This window comes from Streptococcus criceti HS-6 (assembly GCF_000187975.2).
Classification (GTDB): Bacteria; Bacillota; Bacilli; order Lactobacillales; family Streptococcaceae; genus Streptococcus; species Streptococcus criceti.
In genome coordinates this window covers 253054-277936 of the sequence record NZ_AEUV02000002.1, presented here as the reverse complement: position 1 = coordinate 277936, position 24883 = coordinate 253054, and the positions used below count along the sequence as shown (strand labels likewise).

Annotated in this window: 16 protein-coding genes; 10 read left to right on the top strand and 6 right to left on the bottom strand. The window is 44.0% G+C overall.

The features are described 5' to 3' along the window. Positions 1-3 precede the first annotated feature (3 nt). Both prmA and STRCR_RS01335 read left to right on the top strand, forming a co-directional pair. Complete coding sequence (gene prmA, locus STRCR_RS01340; protein ID WP_004227459.1) at positions 4-957, top strand: 50S ribosomal protein L11 methyltransferase; 954 nt, start codon at positions 4-6, stop codon at positions 955-957. Continuing rightward, a complete protein-coding gene (locus STRCR_RS01335) occupies positions 958-1704 on the top strand; it encodes a 16S rRNA (uracil(1498)-N(3))-methyltransferase (protein WP_004226075.1) in 747 nt (248 codons plus the stop codon). It abuts the gene before it with no gap. Positions 1705-1724: 20 nt separating this feature from the next. Here STRCR_RS01335 and STRCR_RS01330 read toward each other — a convergent pair whose 3' ends face one another. Next, positions 1725-2492: an epoxyqueuosine reductase QueH gene (locus tag STRCR_RS01330; protein WP_004225413.1), complete on the bottom strand. Its 768-nt coding sequence runs from the start codon at positions 2490-2492 to the stop codon at positions 1725-1727. A 398-nt stretch (positions 2493-2890) separates the two neighbouring features. On the opposite strand from STRCR_RS01330, the gene STRCR_RS01325 reads away from it, so the two are divergent. The 4 genes from STRCR_RS01325 (at position 2891) to STRCR_RS01310 (ending at position 12894) form a co-directional block, all read left to right on the top strand. Further along, complete coding sequence (locus STRCR_RS01325) at positions 2891-5113, top strand: RelA/SpoT family protein (protein WP_004229119.1); 2223 nt, start codon at positions 2891-2893, stop codon at positions 5111-5113. Positions 5114-5173: 60 nt separating this feature from the next. Continuing rightward, a complete protein-coding gene (gene dtd, locus STRCR_RS01320) occupies positions 5174-5617 on the top strand; it encodes a D-aminoacyl-tRNA deacylase (RefSeq protein ID WP_004228385.1) in 444 nt (147 codons plus the stop codon). A gap of 343 nt (positions 5618-5960) precedes the next feature. After that, entirely contained in the window at positions 5961-9563 is a 3603-nt protein-coding gene (locus STRCR_RS12440) for a glycoside hydrolase family 66 protein (protein WP_004229773.1), read from the top strand. Positions 9564-9714: 151 nt separating this feature from the next. Next, positions 9715-12894, top strand: a complete 3180-nt coding sequence (locus STRCR_RS01310; RefSeq protein ID WP_004229814.1) for a right-handed parallel beta-helix repeat-containing protein — start codon at positions 9715-9717, stop codon at positions 12892-12894. A gap of 163 nt (positions 12895-13057) precedes the next feature. Here STRCR_RS01310 and STRCR_RS01305 read toward each other — a convergent pair whose 3' ends face one another. Beyond that, on the bottom strand, positions 13058-13642 hold the full coding sequence (locus STRCR_RS01305; protein WP_004228398.1) for a TetR/AcrR family transcriptional regulator: 585 nt from the start codon (positions 13640-13642) through the stop codon (positions 13058-13060). 614 nt (positions 13643-14256) lie between these two features. Here STRCR_RS01305 and STRCR_RS01300 point away from each other — a divergent pair. Next, complete coding sequence (locus STRCR_RS01300; RefSeq protein ID WP_004229798.1) at positions 14257-14958, top strand: ABC transporter ATP-binding protein; 702 nt, start codon at positions 14257-14259, stop codon at positions 14956-14958. Between the two features lie 8 nt (positions 14959-14966). After that, positions 14967-17603 carry an FtsX-like permease family protein gene (locus STRCR_RS01295; RefSeq protein WP_040804322.1) on the top strand — a complete coding sequence of 879 codons (2637 nt, stop codon included), beginning with the start codon at positions 14967-14969 and terminating at the stop codon, positions 17601-17603. A gap of 294 nt (positions 17604-17897) precedes the next feature. Here STRCR_RS01295 and STRCR_RS01290 read toward each other — a convergent pair whose 3' ends face one another. From STRCR_RS01290 to treR, 4 genes are all read right to left on the bottom strand, one after another. Next, a complete protein-coding gene (locus STRCR_RS01290) occupies positions 17898-18110 on the bottom strand; it encodes a helix-turn-helix transcriptional regulator (RefSeq protein ID WP_003048877.1) in 213 nt (70 codons plus the stop codon). A 2-nt stretch (positions 18111-18112) separates the two neighbouring features. Next, the gene (locus STRCR_RS01285) at positions 18113-18682 is read right to left on the bottom strand and encodes a hypothetical protein (RefSeq protein WP_040804319.1); all 570 of its coding nucleotides are present in this window, start codon (positions 18680-18682) and stop codon (positions 18113-18115) included. Continuing rightward, on the bottom strand, positions 18675-18881 hold the full coding sequence (locus STRCR_RS01280) for a hypothetical protein (RefSeq protein WP_004228666.1): 207 nt from the start codon (positions 18879-18881) through the stop codon (positions 18675-18677). The genes STRCR_RS01285 and STRCR_RS01280 overlap by 8 nt, the downstream gene beginning before the upstream one ends. Before the next feature lie 216 nt (positions 18882-19097). Continuing rightward, entirely contained in the window at positions 19098-19817 is a 720-nt protein-coding gene (treR, locus tag STRCR_RS01275; protein ID WP_004225582.1) for a trehalose operon repressor, read from the bottom strand. A gap of 513 nt (positions 19818-20330) precedes the next feature. Between treR and treP the strand changes: the two genes are divergently transcribed. After that, positions 20331-22298, top strand: coding sequence for a PTS system trehalose-specific EIIBC component (gene treP / locus STRCR_RS01270; protein ID WP_004225759.1), 1968 nt, complete (start codon positions 20331-20333; stop codon positions 22296-22298). A 630-nt stretch (positions 22299-22928) separates the two neighbouring features. Continuing rightward, positions 22929-24557, top strand: coding sequence for an alpha,alpha-phosphotrehalase (gene treC, locus STRCR_RS01265; protein ID WP_004227781.1), 1629 nt, complete (start codon positions 22929-22931; stop codon positions 24555-24557). Positions 24558-24883: the final 326 nt, after the last annotated feature.

Genomic DNA, 24883 nt, shown 5'->3' with positions numbered 1-24883 from the left:
ATCATGGACAAGTGGCAAGAGTTAAGTGTTGTGGTTAATCGGGAGGCTCAGGAAGCGGTGGCTAATATTTTAGTAGAGTCAGGCAGCCAAGGGGTAGCTATTGAGGATAGTGCGGACTATCTTGGACCTGTTGGCAAGTATGGTGAGCTCTTCCCAGAGGTTGAGCAGTCTGACATGATTAGGATTACAGCCTACTATCCTGAGTCAATGGCTATCGAAGCTATCAAATCTGAGGTCAGCCAAGCTATCCGACAGCTGCCAGATTTTGGCTTGAAAACGGGTCAGATGAGCCTATCTCATCATGAATTGGCTGAGGCGGATTGGGCGGAAAACTGGAAGAGGTACTACCAGCCGACTCGTATCAGTCACGATTTAACCATTGTGCCAAGTTGGACGGACTACCAACCCTCTCAGGGTGAAAAAATTATTAAGCTAGATCCCGGTATGGCTTTTGGGACAGGAACCCATCCAACGACTAAAATGAGTCTTTATGCCTTGGAGCAGGTCCTGCGGGGCGGTGAAACAGTTCTAGATGTGGGGACGGGTTCTGGTGTCCTTTCTATCGCCAGCTCCCTGCTGGGGGCCAAGGCCATCTATGCTTATGACCTAGATGATGTAGCTGTTCGGGTGGCTCAGGAAAATATTGCTCTCAACCCTGATATGGGCAATATTCATGCAGCTACCGGCAACCTTCTTGAAGGTGTGGATCAGGAAGCAGATGTCATTGTGGCCAATATTCTAGCGGATATCTTAGTCAACTTGACCGATGACGCTTACCGTCTGGTCAAAGATGAAGGCTATCTGATTCTCTCAGGCATTATTGCTGAGAAACTGGATCTTGTCTTAGAAGCTGCCTATAGTAGCGGCTTCCTGCTAGAAACCCAGATGATGCAAGGCGAATGGCATACCCTCATTTTCAAAAAGACCGATGACCTGTCAGGGGTAATTGGAGGTTAGATGCAACAGTATTTTATTAAAGGTCAGCCAGAAAATTCTTTCGTTATCACAGATAAAGACACCGCTAAACACATGTTTCAGGTTATGCGGCTAAAGGCAGAGGATCAGGTCGTCTTAGTCTTTGATGATGGCATCAAGCGCTTAGCCAAAGTGACTAGTCCGACCCAGCAGGTTTTGGAACTGGTAGAGGAGCTTGACGATAATGTGGAACTGCCAGTTTCAGTTACCATTGCCTCTGGTTTTCCCAAGGGAGACAAGTTAGACTGGGTAACTCAAAAAGCTACAGAACTAGGGGCCAAGGCTATCTGGGCCTTTCCTGCGGATTGGTCAGTTGCTAAATGGGATGGCAAAAAATTGGCTAAAAAAGAAGAGAAGTTGGCAAAAATCGCTCTGGGAGCTGCCGAACAGTCCAAACGTAATCAAGTGCCTGATATTAGGCTATTCGCTCAAAAGTCCGAGTTTATCAAGCAGTTACCGGTATTTGATAAGGTATTTATCGCCTATGAAGAGTCCGCCAAGCAAGGAGAGCAGGCTGCCTTGGCGCGTGAGTTGGTACAGGTTTCAGCAGGCAGTAAGGTTCTCTTCATCTTTGGACCCGAAGGCGGGATTTCTCCAAAAGAAATTGACGTTTTCGAGCAGGCTGGAGCAATCAAGATAGGCTTAGGCCCTCGGATTATGCGGACTGAAACGGCTCCCTTATACGCCCTGAGTGCCGTCAGCTTTTATACAGAATTAATGAGGATTTAAAAAACGCCAACTGGCGTTTTTTAAATCTTTTTCCCGTTAAAGGTGAAACGGATGTGGGCATAATCCCTTTCGCCATTTTTACCGTCCATAAAGGCTTGGGCCTCCTTTTTGATTTGCACTAAGTCTACTCCTTGAGCCTTGGCGGCAAAGATGCAGCCACAGTAGCACTGACGGTAGATATCATATTCCTTGCACATTTCTACAGAGCGTTGGTAGCCTTGATTTTTCTTGAAATCACTCGGAAGATATTGGGTGTCGTAAATCTTCTGCACATCAAGTCCGACAGTGTTAATCGTTTGGGAGTTCTTGTGGGGGCTGATGGTTAAGGCACTACCAAAATAATCAAACCCAAGCTCCACAGCCTTTTCAGCCGTTTTATCCAAGCGATAGTCATAGCAGACGCGACAGCGATCTCCACCTTCGGGCTCATTTTCTAATCCGTGGACAGTTCGAAAAAATTCATTAGGAACATAGGGAGCACCCAGGAATTGGACAGCCTGCCCAGTGTTTTCGTTGAAATCGTGAATAAATTTCTCCACCACATATTGCCGTCTTTGGTATTCCGCCTTGGGATGAATGTTAGAATTGGCAAAATAAACCGTGATATCCGCCCACTGGCTCAGATACTCCAGTGTGTAGGTACTGCAGGGAGCGCAGCAGACATGCATGAGTATCTTTGGTCTTAATCCTTGATCTTGCCAGTTGGCAACCATCTTTTGCATGACACGATCATAGTTGATTTTTTGGTTAGGATTCATTTTTGCTAAGATGTCTTGACTATCAATCATAAGGTAATCTTTGGCCTTTCTTGCTTACAGTTTATCATAAATTGAAAGGGCTGACCAGTCTAGGGAAATTAAGCAGCAAGAGCTGGAAAGTTTTCTAGATTTTCCGTCTTTTCTTCCTATATGAAAAGTGTTAAAATTAAGGCAACTTAAAGTCCTTAGGAACAGCTCTGATACTCTGTAAAATCAAAAAAGTCCATTAGTCATGGATATAAATGAGTCTTGTAACATGAAGCACAATAAAGATAAAACTATGTCCTTACACAATGCTTCGCAAGGTGCTAGTCCAGAGTTAACCATTTTAATGACCGATGTGTGATAATGGATGCGACCTGACTCAGTCGAGCTAAGTTGGCGAGCTTTCCTAAAGATGAGAATAAGTTTTAGTTAGAGGTAGCGAAATGGCAAGTAACCCAAATTTAAAGGGACCAGAAGTTGTTGATGCGGTTAAAACCTATATGGCACCGGCAGATGTTGCTCTGGTTCAAAAGGCTTTGGATTATGCAACAGAAGCTCATAAAACGCAAAGGCGGCAATCGGGTGAGCCCTACATTATTCATCCTATTCAAGTGGCTGGGATCTTAGCTGATTTACAACTGGATGCTGTAACGGTTGCCTGCGGTTTTCTTCATGATGTAGTGGAGGATACAGAGGTCACCTTAGAAGATCTGGAAAGAGATTTTGGCCTCAAGGTCAGTCAGATTGTTGATGGGGTTACCAAGTTAGGAAAAGTAAAGTACAAATCCCATGAAGAACAATTAGCTGAAAATCACCGTAAGATGCTCATGGCCATGTCTAAGGATATCCGAGTTATTCTGGTTAAGTTGGCTGACCGCCTCCATAATATGCGGACCCTAAAACATTTACGGCCTGACAAACAAAAACGGATATCTCGTGAGACCATGGAAATTTACGCTCCTCTGGCCCATCGTTTGGGGATTAGTGCTATCAAGTGGGAACTGGAAGATTTAGCCTTCCGCTATCTCAATGAGGTAGAATTCTATAAAATTTCCCACATGATGCACGAAAAACGGCGGGAACGCGAAAGTTTAGTGGATGAAATCGTTGAGAAAATCAAGAATTATACAGCTGAACAAGGGCTTCACGGAAAGATTTACGGTCGGCCCAAACACATTTACTCTATTTACCGTAAAATGCGAGATAAGAAGAAGCGCTTTGATCAGATTTATGATTTGATTGCTATCCGCTGTATTATGGATACTCCTAGCGATGTATATGCTATGCTGGGTTATATTCACGAGCTTTGGCGTCCTATGCCGGGACGGTTCAAAGACTACATCGCCAATCCAAAATCGAACGGCTACCAATCCATTCATACAACCGTTTATGGTCCTAAAGGTCCCATTGAAATTCAAATTCGGACCCAAGAGATGCACGAAGTAGCTGAGTATGGGGTTGCTGCTCACTGGGCCTATAAAAAGGGCATCAAAGGTAAGGTCGATGCCCAAGAATCCGCTATTGGAATGAACTGGATTCAGGACTTGGTTGAACTGCAGGCGGGCTCTAACGGAGATGCTCAGGAATTTGTTGACTCAGTCAAGGAGGATATCTTCTCCGCTCGTATCTATGTTTTCACCCCTTCGGGTGATGTTCAGGAGTTGCCTCGGGATTCCGGTCCTATTGATTTTGCCTATGCTATCCACACTCAGGTGGGGGAAAAGGCTGTCGGAGCTAAGGTCAATGGCCGTATGGTTCCCTTGACAGCTAAGCTCAAGACTGGTGATGTGGTTGAGATTGTCACCAATCAGAATTCCTTTGGTCCAAGCCGGGACTGGATAAAGTTGGTCAAGACAACCAAAGCCCGCAATAAGATTCGCCAATTCTTTAAAAACCAAGATAAAGAAATGTCCATCAGCAAAGGCCGCGATCTGCTAATTGACTATTTTCAAGAGCAGGGCTATGTGGCCAATAAGTATCTGGATAAAAAACATATTGATGAGATCCTACCTAGAATGAGTGTCCGCAGCGAGGAAGCCCTCTATGCAGCTATTGGTTTTGGTGAAATCAGTGCTACCACCGTCTTTAATCGCCTGACTGAAAAAGAACGACGTGAAGAAGAGCGAGCCAAAGCCAAGGCAGAAGCGGATGAATTGATAAATGGTGGTGAAGTCAAGCATCAGAACAAGGATGTTCTCAAGGTAAAAAGTGAGAATGGGGTCATCATCCAAGGTGCCTCTGGGCTTTTAATGCGGATCGCCAAGTGCTGTAATCCTGTTCCGGGAGACCCGATTGAGGGTTACATTACCAAGGGACGTGGGGTAGCTATCCACCGCGCTGACTGCCACAATATTAAAAGCCAGGATGGTTACGAACAAAGGTTGATTGATGTTGAATGGGATGAAACCAGCAAGCTGGGCCAAGAGTATTTGGCAGAGATTGACATTTATGGTCTCAATCGTTCGGGGCTTCTAAACGATATCCTGCAAATCCTATCAACACAAACTAAGAGTATTTCGACTGTCAATGCTCAACCAACCAAGGATATGAAATTTGCCAATATTCATGTTAGCTTCAAAATCCCTAATTTAAACACCTTAACGACGGTTGTAGATAAGATAAAGGTAGTCCCTGATGTCTATTCCGTAAAACGGACGAATGGTTAGGTAATTGCCTAATTCTCTTGTCTGAGATCCTAAAACCTAAAATGGAGGCCATAAACAATTATGAGAATTGTATTGCAGCGAGTTAGTCAAGCACAGGTAAGTATTGACGGAGAAATGGTTGCTTCAATTGGTTCAGGACTCTTATTATTGGTTGGGGTTGATCCTGAAGATCATCAAGAAGACTTGGAATATATGGCTCGCAAAGTCCTTAATATGAGGGTCTTCTCTGATGACGAAGGGAAGATGAATCTTTCGGTGAAAGATATTGGGGGCAAAATTCTTTCGGTTTCTCAATTTACCTTGTTTGCAAATACGAAAAAGGGAAATCGCCCAGCCTTTACAGAGGCAGCTCCGCCCAAAATGGCCGGAAAACTTTACCAAGACTTCAACCAAATTCTTTCCCAAGAAATTCCTCTTGAGACCGGAGAATTTGGGTCGGACATGAAAGTGTCTTTAATCAATGATGGACCAGTGACGATCCTTCTCGACAGCAAAAATCGCTAAAAAGATTAAAAATCTGAGAAAGCTTGATTTAACAAGTGTTTTGGGGATTGAATTATTTCAACCACCAAATTGTTCATGTTTTGTAATAAAATAGTAATAAGTTAGATAATTTGAGTTTTATGTAACAGAGGAAGCAGGCCATCGCGGGCCTTGCTCTTTTTTTATTTGACAAAGTCAGTAAAATCAAGATAGTTTTGGGTGTAAAATTAGTTAATACTTTCAAGTATTGGGGTTGAGTTTTCTTGAATTTTCAGTAAAATACAATTCATGAGTTTTCGAGCGGCTCTCACCACAAAGCGCTTGATTATAAAAATTAGAAGGAGAAAAGACCGTGGAGAACAAAATGCTAACGCTTCCCAGCATGCTTGTCTTACTTGCCTGTGGGATGATGTTCGTTCTACCAGCTCGCTCTGCTCATGCAGAGGATGTTGTCAACCAACCCCGAGTTGCAGACGAAGCATCCACAGCTAGTCGTCCAGCGTCGTCGCAGACGACTCTGGAACGCAGTCAATGGCAAGAAGATACTCAGCCAGCAGAAGAAGACACTAGCAATGTGAGTTTTAAAGGCAATTCCCAGCAGGAAGTTGCCAGTTCAGACTCCAGTACAGAATTGCAAGATCCAGCAAAACAAACCCCTCCAGAACTTATTTCTGGGGATTCAGCTTCAGGGTCGGTTCCAGCAAGTTCAGCAATTGAACAAACGGGCTCAAATCAAGAAGCTGCCCAAAACCAATCAACTAGCAATCAAGGACCAGGTGTTATTCGGGCCACTAGTGCTCAGGTAACAGCGACTCGGTCAGTTATTGCTTCACAAGCGGGTGACGCTATTCTGGATTTATCAGCCGATAAGGCCAGTTATCGACCAGGTGAAGATGTCAACCTGTCTGTTGATTTTAAAAATACAACAGAACAGGAGCAGGACATAACAGTTTATGCTGACGTTTATTACGTTGACAACAAATTGGGAACTTATAAGTTCACGAGACACCTGAAAGCCGGTGAAGGTTACAAGATGCAAGCAGGTGACTTGAAAATTCCTGCTTCGCAATTTGAAAACAACCACGGTTACCTAGTTAAAATTAAAGTAGCTGATGTTAATAATAACACGCTAGGTGAAAGCAGCCGTGCCGTTGCTGTTGAAAGCGATTGGACCAAGTTTCCTCGTTATGGTATCGTAGGTGGTTCACAAGATACCAACAACAGCCTTCTATCTAAAGATGCTGATCGCTACCGTGCCGCACTTGAAAAATTGAAGAATATGAACATCAATTCATATTTCTTCTACGATGTTTACAAAACAGCCACTAACCCATTCCCAAGTGACGAAGCTCGTTTCAAACAAGATTGGAATACTTGGAGTGGTTCTGAAATTGATACCCAAGCTGTCAAAGATATTGTCAACCAAGTTCATGAAGGTGGAGCAGTAGCCATGCTCTACAATATGATCTTGGCTGAAAATACCAATACGGGTGAAGCTCCTGCCTTGCCAGAAACGGAATATGCTTATAACAGTGATGACCGTGGTTATGGTGCCAAGGGACAACCGATGTCTTATACCGTAAAAATTCCAAAAGACGGCAAAGAAGAAGATGTTCAAATTCAACGTTACTACAACCCAACCAGTAAACAATGGCAAAACTACATTGCCGATAAAATGGGCCAAGCTATGAAAAATGGCGGCTTTGATGGTTGGCAAGGTGACACTATCGGAGATAATGAAATTTACAGCTATGCCGATAAGGATAGCAATGACCCAAGCAAGAAACATTGGCTAACAGAAGGGTATGCAGAATTCCTTCGTGCCATTAAAGAAAAATTACCAAATTACTACTTAACCGTAAACGATGTTAATGGTGAACAAATCTACCGCCTTAAAGACGGTAATCAAGATGTTATCTACAACGAAATCTGGCCATTTGGTGGTTCAGCTCTCAAAGATGGCCGCAATCAAACCGAATATGGTGATCTGAAGGCGCGTGTCGATGAGGTTCGTAAGGTAACAGGTAAGTCTCTTATTGTCGGTGCCTATATGGAAGGTAGCGAAAAAGGAGGCTCTAAACGTGATGCAGAGGCTGGCAAGGCCTTGCAAACAGATGCTGTTCTTTTGACCAGCGCTTCGATCGCAGCTGCCGGCGGCTACCACATGTCTCTCGCAGCTCTTGCTAACCAGCAGAACGAAATAGACGGAGGCCAAGGTATTGGTGTCCTTCAAACTGCTTATTATCCAACTCAAAGCTTGAAGACTTCAAGCGAATTGACTCGTAAAAATAATGATTATCAACAATTTATCACAGCTTATGAAAATATTTTGCGTGATGGTGTTGAAAATGATGATGCCCAAGTAAATACTTATAATTCAGAAGGTAAACTTCTGTCAACTGATGCCAAAGGTATTAATGGCCATCAAGTATGGACTTATGGCAAAAAAGGCAATAACTTTAGAACTGTTCAACTTTTAAATCTGATGGGAATTAATTCTGATTGGAAAAATGAAGATGGTTCAGAAGCAGACAAGACACCAGATGAGCAAACAAACTTGACTGTTAAGTATGCTCTTGGTGATGTATCAATGGAAGATGCCCAACGTATGGCAAATCAAACCTACGTAACATCTCCAGATGACTGGTCTAAATCTAATATGCAAAAAGTTTCTGCCTCAGTAGAAACTGACGAAAACGGTAAACCAGTTCTCGTTATCAATGTTCCTAAATTAACACTTTGGGATGTTGTCTATATCTCAGCTGAAGATGAAAAATCAGCCCCTGAGCAAGATCAAACAGCGGCTCCTGCTGATCAAGCGACTGATGACAAAGCGGCTCAAGACCAAGTAAATCAGCCAGCAGCCCCAGCAGAACAGCCTCAAGTCCCAACTCAAGCTAAACCTGTGGAAACAGATCCGGCAGCAAGTCCAACTGCTCCAGAAAATTCAGCTCAACCTGAAGCAACTGAGCAACCAGCTACCCAAGATAAGGCAGAAGAGGAAGCCAGTCAACCTCTTGCGGAATCAGTTGAACCTCAGCCTGAAGCAGGAAACCAATCAGACGAACCAGTAACGCCAGCAGGCAATTTCTCTGTGGAACCAGCCGCAGCTGAAACCCCTGCGACTCCAGCAGACGAACCAAGTACCAATAAGCCTCAAGATCCAGCAGCTCAAGCTCAAGATCCAAGCCTTACCGAGGCACCAGCTCAACCAGAGCAACCGCAGGTAGCGGAGCCAAACTCGGCGGATCCAGCAGCTGATAAAGCGGCAGCACCAGAAGCTGCTAAACCGGATTCAGCTCAGTCAGCCGACCCCGCTACTCCAGCAACTGAGCCTGCTGCTACCGACCCCAATCAGCCTGCCGTTAATCCAGCTCCAACCTCTAATGAAGAGCCATCAGCTGGACCATCGGCTCCCGCTATGCCCGCACAGCCAGCTGCCAGTCCTGAAAATGAATTGCCAAGTCCAAATTCTGGACAAGACAATAATAATCAAACAGCTGACTTAGCGCCAGAGCCAAGTTCTCCAGCGGTTTCTGATAATCAGGGAAACCCATCAGGTGGGAATCAATCCCTACAGGTTCAAGGACAAGGCAATCCGGCTGACCCAGCTGACAATCCAGAAGGTTCTGCAACTCTTCCAGCGGACCCAGCGGATCAGCCTAATGCTGGTTCAGATCAGGCCAGTCAGCCTGACGATCCAGCAGCTAATCAAAATTCATCAGAATTGCCCAAAAATCCTTTAGTACCAGGTGAAGTCGGCCAGCCAACAACGCCGCAGCTTCCCAATTTAGAGACATCGACTTCGACCAGTATGGAGAATGAGAGCCCCTCTGCTGGCCAGTCCTCCGCTAAGTCTTCAGAGCAATTACCTAAGACAGGAGACAAAACCAGTGGTCTCATTTTTGGTATTAGTCTGGTCTTCCTCGCTTTGACAGGATTGCTGGCAAAACGTGAAAAAAACTAAAGCGATTAGGGGACTAGTTTTTTGAGCGGCAGCTCTTACTTCTCCTCTTTTTTGCGGGAATTGGCTAGAGATATTTTAGTCAAAACAAGATAAGAAATTAATTTTTAACCAGTGTCTCGGTTAAAATCGGGCACAAAAGAAAGGAGGTCTTATGCCATTGAGGAAAAAAAGTCTGGCAGTCTTGATGGGAGCTTTTGCTCTTGGAATGACTTGGCAAACGATGACGACCGTTTCTGCTGACGAACTTGCTGATAACTCGGCAAATATGGCAGCTGTGACTGATAGTCAGAGCCAGATCCAAGTGCAGGCAGCAACAACTGGTACGACAGTCTCTACTGATAGTGCAGTAACTCCTGCAGCGCCACCAGCTCAGGCAGAAAGTCAAGCCAGTCCAGCGACTGCGGACTCTAGCACTTATGACAGCTCTAATTACGGTGCCAATCTTCCTTATACAGGCTATGAGGCCGAACAAGGAACTTTAGCCAACGGCGCTAAAGAGGAAGCTTCAACAGATGTCGATTCAACTGCAGGAGAAGCTTCTGAACAGAAATATGTCGAACTACCAAATCAAGGGTCTTCCGTCTCTGTTCAGGTTGAAGCCCCAGCCAATGCTATCAATGTTCGCTATACCATTCCTGACGGAACATCTGGTCAATTAGATGTTCAAGTTAATGGGAACAGTGTAGCCAACCTTGATTTATCTTCATCATCGGCTTGGCAATACCTTGATACGGATGTTGAAAATGACAGTCCAACAACTAATTCACGGGCTCGTTTCCGTTTCGACGAGGTCCATTCCCTTTTGAAAGATATTCAACTGAAAAAGGGAGATACCCTAACCTTGGTCAAAAATTCGGCAGATAACGTTGCCTATGGTATTGACTTCATTGAACTAGAACAGGCTGGCGATCCAATCGCCCAAGCCGACAATGCCATTAGCATTGCTTCTAAGGGAGCAGTAGCCAACGATGGTCGGGACGATAGTCCAGCCCTCTTTGCTGCTATTAATGAGGCCAAATCAACGGGACGTCATGTTTATATTCCGGCCGGTCAGTTTGACTTTAATCAAAAAATTGGTGTAGATGCTTCAAACCTGAAAATTTCAGGTGCGGGCATCTGGCACACCCACCTACATTTCACCAGCGACCAAGCTGGTGGAGGTGGTTTTGAATTTAACCACAATGATAACGGTATCGAGTTGAGCGATTTCTTTATGGATTCGAATCTGACCTCGCGTTATCATGAAGCTGCTAATTACAAAGCGATTTCTGGAACTCTAGGTTCTAACTCATCAATCCATGACATTTGGGAACAACACTTCGAATGTGGCATGTGGATTGGTGACTATGATGCCTCTAATATGCATTATACCGACGGTCTTGTTGTTAAAAATGCACGAATTCGCAATAACCTAGCAGATGGTATTAATTTTGCACAAGGAACAAAGAATTCAACCGTAGAAAACTCTAATATCCGTGGTAATGGTGATGATGGCTTGGCCACCTGGTCAAGTATTGATGGTGCGACTAATGCAACCATTGCCGAAAATAATAAATTCCTTCACAACACCATCGAGTTAGGCTGGCGTGCTGGAGGGATTGGTATCTTTGGTGGCAAGGGCCACGAAGTTGCTAACAATCTGATTAAAAACAATATTGCCGGTGCAGGTATTCGTTTGAGTACTGTCTTTGCAGGTCATAATTTCGATACCAATGACACTGGAATTCATATCCACGATAACCTCCTCTGGAAGACTGGCACAACCAGTGACCTTTATCGTCAACCACGCAGTGCCATTGATCTCCAAACTCAAAGAGGAGATATCAAAAATGTTGTCATCACTGATAATAAAATTTTAAATTCTGTAACGAAGGCCTACAGTGCTACTGACGGTCAAGGAACAGAAAATGTTCGCTTTGTAAATAATAGTGTTGATGATCAAGCGCACCTTGAAAGCCCTAAGCCAGTAGAGCCAAGTGTGACACCAGCACCGACAGAAAACGATCAACCATCTCAACCTTCTGCCCCAGCCCCAGCCGATCAACCAGCGCCAATTGCGGAAGCACAACCTCAAGCAGAAGAAGTGCCTAAACCAGAGGAACAACCGGAAGCTGATGCCCCAAATCAACCATCTGATCAACCAGAAGATCCAGAGGTATCGGAACAGGCTCCGGCTCAGCCCGAAACGCCAACTCCATCAGAGCCTTTAGTCAATCAGCCAGACGCCCCAGCAGCTGATGAACCTGCGAATTCTGCTGATAATCACCCGGAAGCTGATGTAAAACCAGACGCAGACAAGGATCCAGCTAATCCAAGTCAGCCAAACGGTGATCAACCCCAGCCATCTCCGATTGCAGGAGAAGGACTTCAAGATCAACCTCAAGCAGAAGAAGCGCCTAAACCAGAGGACCAACCGGAAACTGATGCCCCAAATCAGCCAACGGACCAACCAAACGGTGAGCCTGTACAGCCAGATGCCAATCAACCATCTGATCAACCAGAAGATCCAGAGGTATCGGAACAGGCTCCGGCTCAGCCCGAAACGCCAACTCCATCAGAGCCTTTAGTCAATCAGCCAGACGCCCCAGCAGCTGATGAACCTGCGAATCCTGCTGATAATCACCCGGAAGCTGACATAAAACCAGATGCAGATAAGGATCCAGCTAATCCAGGCCAGCCAGATGGTAATCAACCTCAGCCCCAACCTAATCCAGAAGGAGATCAGCCTGATCAACCGGATCAGCCGGATTCTCAGGATCAGGATCAACCAAACGGCGATCAGCCTAATCCAGAAGGTAATGATCAATCTGGTGAGGCAGATGCAGGTCAGAATGGTTCCGATACTCCAACAGATCAAAATGAAAACGGTGGGGAACAACTGTTACCAGCACCAGCGCCGGAGAATCCCGAAACTGGTCTAACGGAATTGGTTCCATCAGAGCCTGTCCCAGTACCAGATGCTCCAGATCCTGTTAGTCCAGCTCCTCAAGCTGATGCTGATCAACCTCCGCTTGTTAAACAAGCCGATGAGGTAGCGAAAGCAGCTAAAGAAGCCGATGCTGACAATCAAAAGATGCCAGTCATGCCCAAAAATCCGATGACACCGGGAGAAGTTGGACAGCCAACCTCTCCGCAAATTCCAGGAGCTAAGAATACAGTTCCTACCAGTTCGAAAAAGAAGAGTAGTTCGGATAATCAAACCCATTCTGTCAAATCAGAAAAAGTTAAAAAACCTAAATCAGGCCATAAAACAATCGGTATTGTCTTAGTTCTTGGTATCGCTTTTGTTGGTGCAACAGGTCTGCTAGCAAAACGTGGTAAACATCATTAAGCGCTCAAAAGTTTGTCAATGAAATCATTGACTGACATTCCTGCCTAAATAAAAATAGCCTACCAGTAAAGCTGGTAGGCTATTTGTCGTCTTAAAATTCCAATCTTTTTGATCAATAATGAATATAATTTTAAACGATATAAGCTATGGAGTCCGTCAACATTTAGATTTTACTTTTTGGTCGAGCATCAATGAGATCTTTTGGTGCTGTTTGCATCAAAGTTAGAAAAGTCTTGGCAAAAACCTCCGGTGGTTCTGGAAAATCCTCAGCTACCCACTCGCCGACCAGTGCAAAAATGTAGTTAATCACGATTTTAATCATACTGGGTGTCATTAAGGGACTGTTATTGATAATGTGAATATTATCTGCTTCTAAAAGGAGTTGCAGATAACTCTCTTCAAGAAAATTAAAGACATTCCTGTCAATAGAAGTGTGATAGAGGATCCGTGCCTGTATTCGCTTTTGATAGACTTTAGGAATAACATCTCTAGCGACAGCCTCGTAGATAGAATGAATGCTAGGATCAGCAATGCTGCGTTTAAAAGTTTTAAAGACCTCCTCCGTCATGGACGTATGGATATAATCGAAGATCTCATCTACGCTGCTGAAATGTTTTTGGTAAATAGCCTGTCGCGACATGCCAGCTTCTTTGGCAATTTCTGTCATGGTAAGTTTGCTTTTATCTGGATTTTTCGAAGCAATGCGAAATACAGCATTGATGATACTTTCTCTACTACCTTGAACCATAGTCCCTCCTTGTATGAAGCCAATCTTATAAAAAAATTGACAGGCTGTCAAATGTTCTTCCAAACTGGGAAACTCATTGAAGTCAAAATCCTATATTATAAGGATTTTGGACTGCTTCTAGCTTGACATGGTGTCAATTTTTAAGGCTTTTAAAGCGGCTAAAGTTCTCTTATAATATCTAAGGTCGATAAATAAATTAAACAGGGCTGAGACGCTGGGCAAAAAGTGGGCAACTATTTCAGCTTTAGCGGATTATAAGAGTGGGTTATAAAGTCTTCCTAACTGACAAACACCGTCAGTCACTCTCCTATTTTTCTGTCGGAAATTTTCGCCAAGCGAATCGGCCCTTTGTATCTATGTAACTGAGCACGAGCTAAAATCCTAGTAAAAAAGATAAACTTCCTTGTGTCTTGAAAACACGGTGTCACTTTCCTATTTTATATGGATTTTTTCACGCTCTTTGTATCTTAATAACTGAACACGGGCCTAATTTCCTCGGAAAAAAGACCGACCTCCTCGTGTGTTAAGCACACGTCGTCACTCTCCTATTTTTCTGTTGGAAATTTTCGTCAAGCGAATCGGCCCTTTGTATCTTAATAAAGGAGATATTACCAATGGCTTATATTGAAATGAAACATTCTTTTAAACGTTATCAGATGGGAGACACGGTGATTGTTGCTAACAACGACATTACCTTTGAGATTGAAAAAGGGGAATTAGTGATTATTCTCGGGGCTTCTGGTGCAGGCAAGTCGACGGTTCTCAATATCCTAGGCGGTATGGACAGCAATGACGAAGGGCAGGTTATCATTGATGGAACAGATATAGCTAATTTCAACTCCAAACAGCTGACAGATTACCGGCGGACAGATGTTGGTTTTGTCTTTCAATTTTATAACCTGGTCCCAAATTTGACGGCCAAGGAAAATGTCGAGCTGGCTTCAGAGATTGTTACTGACGCCCGCGATGCTGCTGCAACTTTAAGAGAAGTTGGTTTAGGACAGCGCCTTGATAATTTTCCAGCCCAGCTTTCGGGTGGAGAACAGCAGCGGGTCTCCATCGCTCGAGCTGTGGCTAAAAATCCCAAGATCTTGCTCTGTGATGAGCCGACAGGAGCGTTGGATTACCAGACAGGGAAACAGGTCTTGCAGATTCTGCAGGATATGTCTCGCAAGCAAGGAGCAACCGTTATCATCGTGACCCACAATTCAGCTCTAGCCCCGATCGCCGATCGGGTTATCCACATGCACGATGCCAAGGTTAGCAGTATTGAAATCAACGACTATCCTCAAGATATCGCTAGTCTGGAATACTAGGAGGCCGAATCATGAAGAAAATATTTTGGAAGGACATTTGGAAGTCGTTCACAGGCTCTAGCGGTCGTTTTATTTCCATTATGACTCTGATGTTCCTAGGCGCTTTTGCCTTGGTTGGTCTCAAGGTGACTACCCCTGATATGGAGCGAACGGCTAGTGACTATTTGCAGAACCACCATACCATGGATCTCTCGGTTATTGCTAGCGCTGGCTTCAGTCAGACGGACCAACGAGAGCTAGATAAGATCAAAGGAGCCAAGGTCGAATATGGCTACATGTCAGATGTCAGCATCAAAGGAAAAGACGATGCAGTGCGGATCTTTTCCAAAACTGATACATTATCGTCTTACAAGCTAGTATCAGGAAAACTACCTGATAAGACTGCTCAGATAGCTCTGTCATCGTCTTTAAAAAAGGATTATCGGCTAGGCGATAAGATTAACTTCACTCAAAAATCACAAGGCATCCTAAAGCATACAACTTACAAGATTGTAGGTTTTGTCAATTCTTCTGAGATTTGGTCGACAAAAAATCTCGGAACCTCCACAGCAGGAGATGGCAATTTAGCTGCTTATGCTGTCACGACAGCAGACAGCTTTGCAAGTGCTGTTTACAATCTAGCCCGCTTACGCTATCAGGATTTACAAACCTTGAATCCTTATTCTGCTACTTACAAGAAGAAATTGGAGGAAAAACAGGAAGTTCTAGATGAAATCCTTAAGGATAACGGGAAACAGCGTTTAGCTACTATTAAAAAGGATAAACAAGCAGCTCTTGCTCAATCCCAATCTCAGATCAACCAAGCTAAGAGTCGGCTGGAAGCGCAAGAGCAACAGTTGGTTTACCTAAGCGGTCAGCAATTGCAGGCTGCGGAGGCTGCTATAAGTCAAGGCAAGACCAAGCTGGCTAAAAGTCAGGCCAGTATCCAAAACGCTCAGGCCGCCCTCAAAGCAATGCCAACTCCTAGCTACAGCTCTTACAGCCGTACGACTCTACCCGGAAGTAACGGTTATCGGACCTATGGTGATATCAGTCGTAATATCGATCGCATCGGTGACATCTTTCCCGTTGTTCTATATCTGGTGGCTGCCCTAGTGACTTTTACGACCATGACTCGCTTTGTCAATGAAGAGCGCAACAACGCCGGTGTTCTAAAGGCTCTGGGCTACTCCGATGGCGATGTGCTTAAGAAATTCGTCATCTATGGGCTTGTTGCCGGCTTATTGGGAACCCTTATTGGTGTTCTGGGTGGGCATTATCTGTTACCTTATATCTTGACTCAGAATCCTGCAAAATTGACAACATTGGGCCAGCCGCATTTTTATTTTTACTGGTCTTATACTGTTTTATCCCTGCTCTTAGCCCTTATCAGTGCTGTTTTGCCAGCTCTTCTGGTCGCTAGACGAGAATTAGGAGAGAAACCCGCCCAGCTCTTGCGCCCTAAACCTCCAGTCAGTGGCTCTAAGATTCTACTAGAGCGAATCAGTTTTATCTGGCGGCGCTTGAGCTTCACCCAAAAGGTTACGATCAGAAATATCTTCCGCTACAAACAGCGCATGGTCATGACCATCTTTGGTGTTGTCGGCTCTGTAGCTCTACTCTTTGCAGGTTTGGGGTTGCAATCGTCCTTAGGAAAAATCGTAGAGCGCCAGTTTAATCAGCTGACCCCTTACGATATGCTGATTCTGCGCAATGAACAGGCCAGCAGAGCCGAGAGTCAGCAAGTCGATGACTACTTGCATTCTGATCAGGTAAGGGACTATCAATCCCTCCATGCGCAAACCATAGATGAAAAAATCAGCGGTCAGGATGAGAAGAAAAGCATTACCATCATGTCAACGGACCAAAAAGATTTTGGCTCCTTTATCCGCCTGCGTGATCCCAAAACTAATCAATCGCTTGTTCTGGATCATAAAGGTGCTTTAATCTCCAAAAAATTAGCAGCTTATTATGGTGTCAAAAAAGGAGAGACGTTCTCTGTAAAAGATGATCAGGGCCGTTCTTACACTATTAAGGTAGCGGGGCTAGTAGATATGAATGTTGGCCACTACATCTTTATGTCGGATAGTTACTACCAAAACGTTTTTGGCAAAAAAGCAACTCATAATGGTGAACTGATTAAGCTGAAGGATAGCTCCCAGTCAGATATTTCTAAGCAATCTAGTCATTTGTTGAATTTAGCAGGTGTTACTTCTCTGACGCAAAACTCATCCATGATTACGATGGTGAAGACAGCCGTTAATGGTCTCAATGCCTCCATGACGATTCTTATTGTGGTATCTATTGCTCTAGCCATTGTTATCCTCTATAATCTGACCAATATTAATGTTGCCGAACGAATTCGGGAGCTCTCAACCATCAAGGTTCTGGGATTTCATAGCCGAGAGGTCATGATGTATATCTATCGCGAAACCATCTTGCTATCGGTGATTGGCATGATTCTAGGTCTGGTCGGTGGTTATTATCTCCATGGTGTGATTATTGCCATGATGAGCCAAGATACAGTTTATCCTACTCAGGTAGATCCTTATGTCTATCTAGTGCCTCTGGCAGTGATTACCTTTATCTTAATCGTTCTGGGCTGGGTCGTCTATCATCGTTTGAAAAACGTCGATATGCTGGAAGCCCTCAAATCAGTAGATTAGAATTTTGAAAAGAAAAGTTTCTCGTTTATCAAGCTATCTTTCGCGTTATCCAACTAATTAAGCTAATTAAATGTATAAAAAATGCTGGGCAAAACTCGCCCAGCATTCTTGTTTTGGAATCAATTCTTGGTGCGGCGGTTGGGAGCAAGACTTGTTGGCTACGCCAAGAAGTATTACCCCTGCACAGGGAGTGGGAGTGAAACGGTCTGGGGAGAGACCGTTTTAGGTCACCACCTTAAAACTAGGACGTGGTGAAAACCAAAATTTTCATTTTTTAAGTTGATTCCGCTCCCTTTAATCGGCTCCTTTATTTCTTTGAAAGATATCTTCAACCTGTAAGTTGAAAACTTCTGCGATTTTGAAGGCTAATTCCAGTGAGGGATTGTAACGATTATTTTCCAAATGCAGGATGGTTTCCCTGCGAACGCCTACGGCATCTGCTAGGTCCTGTTGGGTCATTTGCGCTTTTTCGCGTATTTCTTTTAAATTAGTAATAATTTTAGCCATACCTAATCACCCTTTTCAAAAATCCAGAAGCAGACATCAAAAAGGTTGAGCAAAGCGCCAAGATAGATAAGCAGAGCTCCTGGTGTCAGAGAGAAAGGAAACCAGCTGGTGATGATTGTCAGACCAAGGAGCGAGCCGATCATTAAGACCAGACATAAAGTCGCTGCCTTGGCTAAATCTTGGTAAAAGCGCTCATCGGGTCGCTCTATGGTTTTTTTAAAGCAGAAATAGCCACCAAGAAGCAAGAGCAAAAAGAACATTCCGCCAATAAAAAGCTGTTTAATCCAAGCTGGTTGGCTGTCAGGAGTTAAAATCCCAATGCCTAAAGTGTAGACAGCCATAGCAAAAAAGATTGTGGGCAAATAGATTTTTTCTGTCAGACCGAACCCCTGCTCTTTCCTGCTGATTGGGCTTACTTTAGACATAAGGCCAAATACTAGAATTTCAAAGAGGCTGACAAGCGTAAAAATAAGCCTCTTAATCCAAACTGGATGACTGGCCGGAGTCAAAAAATAGACGAGGATTAAGAGGGGGAGCCAGATCCAGTAAAGCCATTTCTTATTTTTAAGTATGGTTGGCCTCCCTGTCTTTTCTTAACTGATACCTCAATCCCCAGAGACCCAATAAATCTCCGATGATTGCGGCAAGGAGGACAAAATAAGCGAGTGGACGATTGAAACCGAGGCTAGCGAAAACCCCAAAGGCGATGCCAGCCGTCGTAGTGGCCATAAAAATAAGGACAGGCCATTTATAATTACCAGTTTTTTGCATAATAACCACCTGCTTTCTAAATAATTGATTTGATGGAGGATTTGTTAGAAATACCTCACCTCTTTACGTTATAAATATATCACATTTTCCGGTTGGGGACAAGATAAAATGTGATTTATTTCTAACTTTTTGCCAAAAAGAAAACCAGCCCTATAAAAGAGGCTCAGGGGTTATTCTTGTATAAGGATGGGGAGAGGAACAGACAGTCATGTACCTTTAGGGCTCTTGCCTCTTCCGCCTAGCAAAGTCTACGAAGTGAAACTTTTCAAGCAAATGTCGGCTTTCAGTAAATTGGAACTGCCGGCCGTCGGCCAAATAAACACGGGATCTGACAGATACAACATGGTGTTCAGCACCCACATCAAGCCAAATTTTATCCTGATTGGTCATCTGCTCGATGGTAATTTCTTTTTTAGCCCCCTCAATAGAAAGGTGTAGCTGGTTCTCCAAGTAATCATAGATCGAGTGCTGGGCAATCTCCTTGGTCATCTGCTTAACGCAATCAATCAGTAGGTAGTCAGTATCAACAACCGAAGCTGTGCCATTGACAAGACGCTGCCGTATGATACGCCAGACCTGCTTGCTGGCGGGAAAACCTGTGAGTTCTTGCAATTTTTGATCAACAATCAGTCGATCTAAGGCTAGAACGTTAGTCTGAGAGTCCATTCCTAAAGTATTGACTAGCTCCTGATAACTGGTTAAATGAGACACCGGAAAATTAAAGTGTTGATGGCGCAGCACCAGCGTCTGTCTTCCTTGAGATTTTTGGACTAAGCCCGCCTTTTCTAACGATTTTAGAGCCTTTCGGATCGTATCGCGGCTGACTTGATAGGTTTTCGTTAGAGTGTTTTCACTAGGCAATGCGGTCTCGGGAGGATAGAGCCCTTCTGCAATTTTGATCTCCAAATCCTGAAAAACCTTTTGGTATTTTTTCATCAATAATTCTCCTATAAGATACAAGGCTGTTAAGCACTCCAAAGAAAAATAAGAAACCTGAGGAAGAATCAGTGAGATTCTAGGCAGGTAAAACTTTTCTCACAAGAGAGCAGCCCGTCTAATTAGCTCGGCTTGTTTTTAGTTTACCATACAAGTTAAGAAAAAAGGTTAAAAAATCAAAGAAATTGTCCAGACAAGTTGCATGAGCATAGCTCGATAAGATAAAATGAAAGCGCAAACAGAAAAAAGGAGCAGGGATAATAATCACTATTACTTAATCGTTGATTTTGTTATCCTAGCTCTCAGCTTCGCAAGGTTGATGACATTTTGGCAAACGAGCCATAGATTGTTAGAAGTTGGAATGAAACTAATATGGTAGCCTATTGACCGCACGCTGAGAGGTCATGAGGACTTGCCTTGCAAAGCTTTATTGACGATTTCGATAACTTATAATCTTACTGTTAAACTAATCAATCTTGTATGTAAACAATTTTTATCACAAAAGGAGTCAACATGGGAAAATTTGAACAAGATGCCCGCGAGATGCTGGAAGCAATCGGGGGCAAGGAAAATGTTGCTGCGGTTACCCACTGCGCAACTCGTATGCGTTTCGTCTTAAATGATGAAAGTAAGGCAGATATTGAGCGCTTAGAAGCAATCCCAGCAGTCAAGGGAACCTTTACCAACGCTGGTCAATTTCAAGCCATCATTGGTAATGACGTACCGGTTTTCTACAATGATTTTACGGCTGTCTCAGGAATAGAGGGTGTTTCTAAGGAAGCAGCTAAAACAGCAGCCCAGAAAAATCAAAATTGGTTGCAGCGGTCATTATCTATGCTGGCAGAAATCTTTACACCAATTTTACCTGCCATCATCGTTGGTGGTCTGATTCTCGGCTTCCGCAATATCTTGGAAGGGGTCCAGTGGTCAGCTCTTGATGGCAAGACCATTGTAGAGGTTTCTACCTTTTGGCATGGGATTAATGATTTCCTCTGGCTACCGGGTGAAGCTATCTTCCAATACCTGCCAGTAGGAATTACTTGGTCAGTCAGCCGCAAGATGGGGACCAGCCAAATCTTGGGAATTGTCTTGGGGATCTGTTTGATTTCTCCCAATCAATTGCTTAACGCCTATGATTTTGCTTCAACCTCAGCTGCTGAGATTGCTTCTAAATGGACTTGGGATTTTGGTTTCTTTACCGTTGAGAAAGTCGGGTATCAAGCTCAGGTTTTACCTGCCCTCTTAGCTGGTTTATCCCTAGCTTATCTGGAACGTTTCTGGCGCAAGCATATCCCAGAAGTTGTCTCTATGATTTTTGTGCCTTTTCTATCCTTAATGCCAGCCTTGATTTTGGCTCATACGGTTTTGGGGCCAATCGGTTGGACTATCGGTAAGGGAATTTCTTTTGCCGTTCTGGCTGGTTTAACGGGCCCTGTTAAATGGCTCTTTGGTGCTCTCTTCGGTGCCCTCTATGCACCGCTTGTTATCACAGGTCTTCATCACATGACCAATGCCATTGATACCCAATTGGTTGCAGATAGCGGTGGTACAGGCCTCTGGCCAATGATTGCCCTCTCTAATATTGCCCAAGGTTCAGCTGTTCTTTCTTATTATTGGATGAACCGTCACGATGAACGTGAAGCACAAATCTCCCTACCTGCTGCTATCTCAGCTTATCTGGGAGTTACCGAACCAGCTCTCTTTGGGGTCAATCTGAAATATATCTATCCATTTATTGCCGGAATGATTGGCTCTTCTATTGCTGGTCTTCTCTGTACGACTTTCAATGTTACGGCTAACGCCATCGGTATTGGTGGTTTGCCAGGGATTTTGTCTATTCAGGCTAAATACATGATCATCTTTGCCTTCCTGATGCTTGTCGCTATTGTTGTCCCATTTGCTTTAACCATATTTTTCCGCAAGGCAGGTTTCTTCACTAAGACGGAAGATGCAACGGTCAAAGCTCCTCAAGTTGATGCCGTTGCAGAAGCAAAGAAAACAACCGAAGTTGAAAGCGGTACCTTGATTACAGTTCACAGTCCGCTTCAAGGGACAGTAGATGTGCTCAGTCAGGCACCTGACCCAGTCTTCGCTCAAGGGGTGATGGGCCAAGGTGTCGTGATTGAACCAAGTGAGGGAGAACTAGTCGCTCCTGTGGATGCTACCGTTTCTGTACTCTTCCCAACCAAACATGCGGTTGGTCTGGTGACAGATCAAGGCTTGGAAATGCTCATGCATATTGGTATGGACACCGTTAATCTTGATGGGCAAGGCTTCACAGCTCATGTTAACCAAGGGGATCAAGTCAAAGCAGGCGATAGACTTATCAGCTTTGATATTGAAGCGATCACAGCTGCTGGTTATCCTGTCGCAACACCTGTCATCGTAACCAATCAAAATGACTTCCAAACAGATGCTCTAGGCAGCCTACCACACGCTGTCAAACGCGGTGATGATATCCTAACGGCAAGTAAACTATAAGATACTAAGCCGTTAAGCGACTCAAAGAAATTTAGGGAGCCTGACGAAGAATCGCTGAAGATTCTAGGAGGGCGAGTCTAATTTCACAGAGTCGTAGGCATGTTCAATTAGTAAGATACAAAGCCGTTAAGCGTTCCAAAGGAATTTAGGAAATGGAGTGACGATTCACTGAGAATCTAGCGACATTTATCTAATTCCACAGGAACGTAGGCGTGTTCAATTATCAAGATACAAAGCCGTTAAGCGACTCAAAGAAATTTAGGGAGCTTGACGAACAATCCCTAAAGATTCTAGGAGGGCGAGTCTAATTTCACAGAGTCGTAGGCGAGTTCAATTAACAAGATACTAAGGGCGTCCGCGGATCAAGCAAAAATAGGAGGTTCGACGAAGACGCTTGCGTCTAGGAAGAAACTATCTTTTTTGCACAATCCGCAGCCCGTGTTCAGTTAACAAGATACGGCAGAGGCTTGTTTGTTATTTAAGGAGTCAGTACTTGATAACAAGCATCAATCACTACAGTGGCTGGCCGTCTACATTTAAAATAAATATGGTTTAAGAAGTTGTTTTGAAAATCAGAGGGGCTGGGACATTGTCTCAACCTCTCTAACTATATAAAGGGAAAGGAAATATATGACATTTGATAAGAGAAAAGTCGTCTACCAAATCTATCCAAAATCATTTAAAGACACAACTGGTAAGGGTACCGGAGATTTGCGCGGCGTCATTGAGAAACTGCCCTATTTAGCTGATCTAGGAGTGGATATGGTCTGGCTCAATCCTTTCTACCCAAGCCCCCAGCGGGACAATGGTTATGATGTGTCAGATTATACGGCTATCAATTCTGATTTTGGGACTATGGCTGATTTTGAGGAGATGATTGCCACTGGCAAGCGTCACAATATCGACTTCATGCTGGATATGGTCTTCAATCACTGCTCGACAGATCATGAGTGGTTTCAAAAAGCCTTAGCCGGCGATCCCTACTACCAGGACTTCTTTATTATTCGCGATCAGCCGACGGATTGGCGTTCTAAGTTTGGCGGCTCTGCCTGGTCTCCATTTGGAGATACAGGCAGATACTACCTCCATCTTTTCGATGAAACCCAAGCTGATCTCAACTGGCGTAATCCAAATGTTCGTGCGAAAATTTTTAAAATTGTTAATTTCTGGCGGGATAAGGGAGTCAAAGGCTTTCGCTTCGATGTTATCAACTTGATTGGTAAGGATGAGCTTCTGGCGGACTGTCCAGTAGATGATGGAAAACCAGCCTACACAGACAAACCCATCGTTCATGACTATCTGCGTATGATGAACGAGGCCAGTTTTGGTCAAGACGATGATTTTATGACCGTCGGTGAAATGAGCTCTACCACTATTGAAAATTGTCTGCTTTATTCAGCCGAGGACCGTCATGAATTGTCTATGACTTTCAATTTTCATCACCTCAAAGTTGATTATAAAGATGGTCAAAAATGGAGCCTTATACCCTTTGACTTTGAAACTCTCAAAGACCTCTTTCATACTTGGGGCGAAAAAATGAGTAAAGCCAATGGCTGGAGTGCTCTTTTCTGGAATAATCACGATCAGCCGCGTGCCCTCAACCGTTTTATTGATATTAAGAACTTCCGCAACGAAGGTGCAACCATGCTAGCAGCAAGTATCCACCTATCACGTGGGACTCCCTATATCTACATGGGCGAAGAAATCGGTATGCTTGATCCCGATTTTGACAGCATGGATGACTATGTAGATGTCGAGAGCATCAATGCCTATCAGATCATGATGGAACAGGGCAAGACAGCAGAAGAGGCCTTTGCCATTATCAAGGCCAAATCACGTGATAACTCCCGCACTCCCATGCAGTGGGATGATTCTGCTAATGCTGGCTTTACTACTGGCACTTCATGGCTTAAGGTCAGCAAGTCTTACCCTGACATCAATGTAAAAAAAGAAAAAACGGGGAAGATCTACCCCTTCTACAAAGAACTGATTCGCCTACGCAAGACCATGCCTCTGATAGCAGAAGGAAGTTATAAGGCGGCCTACAAGGACAGTCAGCAGGTTTATGCCTTTGAGCGTCAGCTTGATGGCGAGCGTCTGCTTGTCGTCAATAATTTCTACGCCCAAGAGGTGACATTGGAATTAGAACCAGTCTATCAAAATGGCCAAGTACTCCTCAGCAATTATGAGAGCGATGGATTAGGAAAGACCATCACTCTCAAGCCTTATCAAACCTTGGCTATTTTAACCAAAGGCTAAGGTAAATAGGAAAAAGAATAAAAGTAACCATGGCCACCCGTTTAACAGGTGGTCAATTTACATCACTCCTATCAGAACGAGACAGAATTAAAGTCACATAAAGTGAGAGTAGGACAGACAGCTATCATGACTGTTTATCTCAGTTTTGACTGGATATAAAATCTAATCAATTGTGCGGAAACTGTGATGAAATCTATTCTTATAGGATATTGATTCTTGTGTTTCTCCTAATTTTTCTGCTAAAACCTTTTCGTAATACAGACCTTCCCATAGCTTATACTTGACTTAGAGTTAACTCCAAGTGGTACACTACTATCGTAGTTAGA

Excerpts from the sequence above, each read along its gene's own strand:
- prmA (WP_004227459.1), top strand. The coding sequence starts at position 4 with ATGGACAAGTGGCAAGAGTTAAGTGTTGTGGTTAATCGGGAGGCTCAG.
- STRCR_RS01335 (WP_004226075.1), top strand. The coding sequence starts at position 958 with ATGCAACAGTATTTTATTAAAGGTCAGCCAGAAAATTCTTTCGTTATC.
- STRCR_RS01330 (WP_004225413.1), bottom strand. The coding sequence starts at position 2,492 with ATGATTGATAGTCAAGACATCTTAGCAAAAATGAATCCTAACCAAAAA.
- STRCR_RS01325 (WP_004229119.1), top strand. The coding sequence starts at position 2,891 with ATGGCAAGTAACCCAAATTTAAAGGGACCAGAAGTTGTTGATGCGGTT.
- dtd (WP_004228385.1), top strand. The coding sequence starts at position 5,174 with ATGAGAATTGTATTGCAGCGAGTTAGTCAAGCACAGGTAAGTATTGAC.
- STRCR_RS12440 (WP_004229773.1), top strand. The coding sequence starts at position 5,961 with ATGCTAACGCTTCCCAGCATGCTTGTCTTACTTGCCTGTGGGATGATG.
- STRCR_RS01310 (WP_004229814.1), top strand. The coding sequence starts at position 9,715 with ATGCCATTGAGGAAAAAAAGTCTGGCAGTCTTGATGGGAGCTTTTGCT.
- STRCR_RS01305 (WP_004228398.1), bottom strand. The coding sequence starts at position 13,642 with ATGGTTCAAGGTAGTAGAGAAAGTATCATCAATGCTGTATTTCGCATT.
- STRCR_RS01300 (WP_004229798.1), top strand. The coding sequence starts at position 14,257 with ATGGCTTATATTGAAATGAAACATTCTTTTAAACGTTATCAGATGGGA.
- STRCR_RS01290 (WP_003048877.1), bottom strand. The coding sequence starts at position 18,110 with ATGGCTAAAATTATTACTAATTTAAAAGAAATACGCGAAAAAGCGCAA.
- STRCR_RS01280 (WP_004228666.1), bottom strand. The coding sequence starts at position 18,881 with ATGCAAAAAACTGGTAATTATAAATGGCCTGTCCTTATTTTTATGGCC.
- treR (WP_004225582.1), bottom strand. The coding sequence starts at position 19,817 with ATGAAAAAATACCAAAAGGTTTTTCAGGATTTGGAGATCAAAATTGCA.
- treP (WP_004225759.1), top strand. The coding sequence starts at position 20,331 with ATGGGAAAATTTGAACAAGATGCCCGCGAGATGCTGGAAGCAATCGGG.
- treC (WP_004227781.1), top strand. The coding sequence starts at position 22,929 with ATGACATTTGATAAGAGAAAAGTCGTCTACCAAATCTATCCAAAATCA.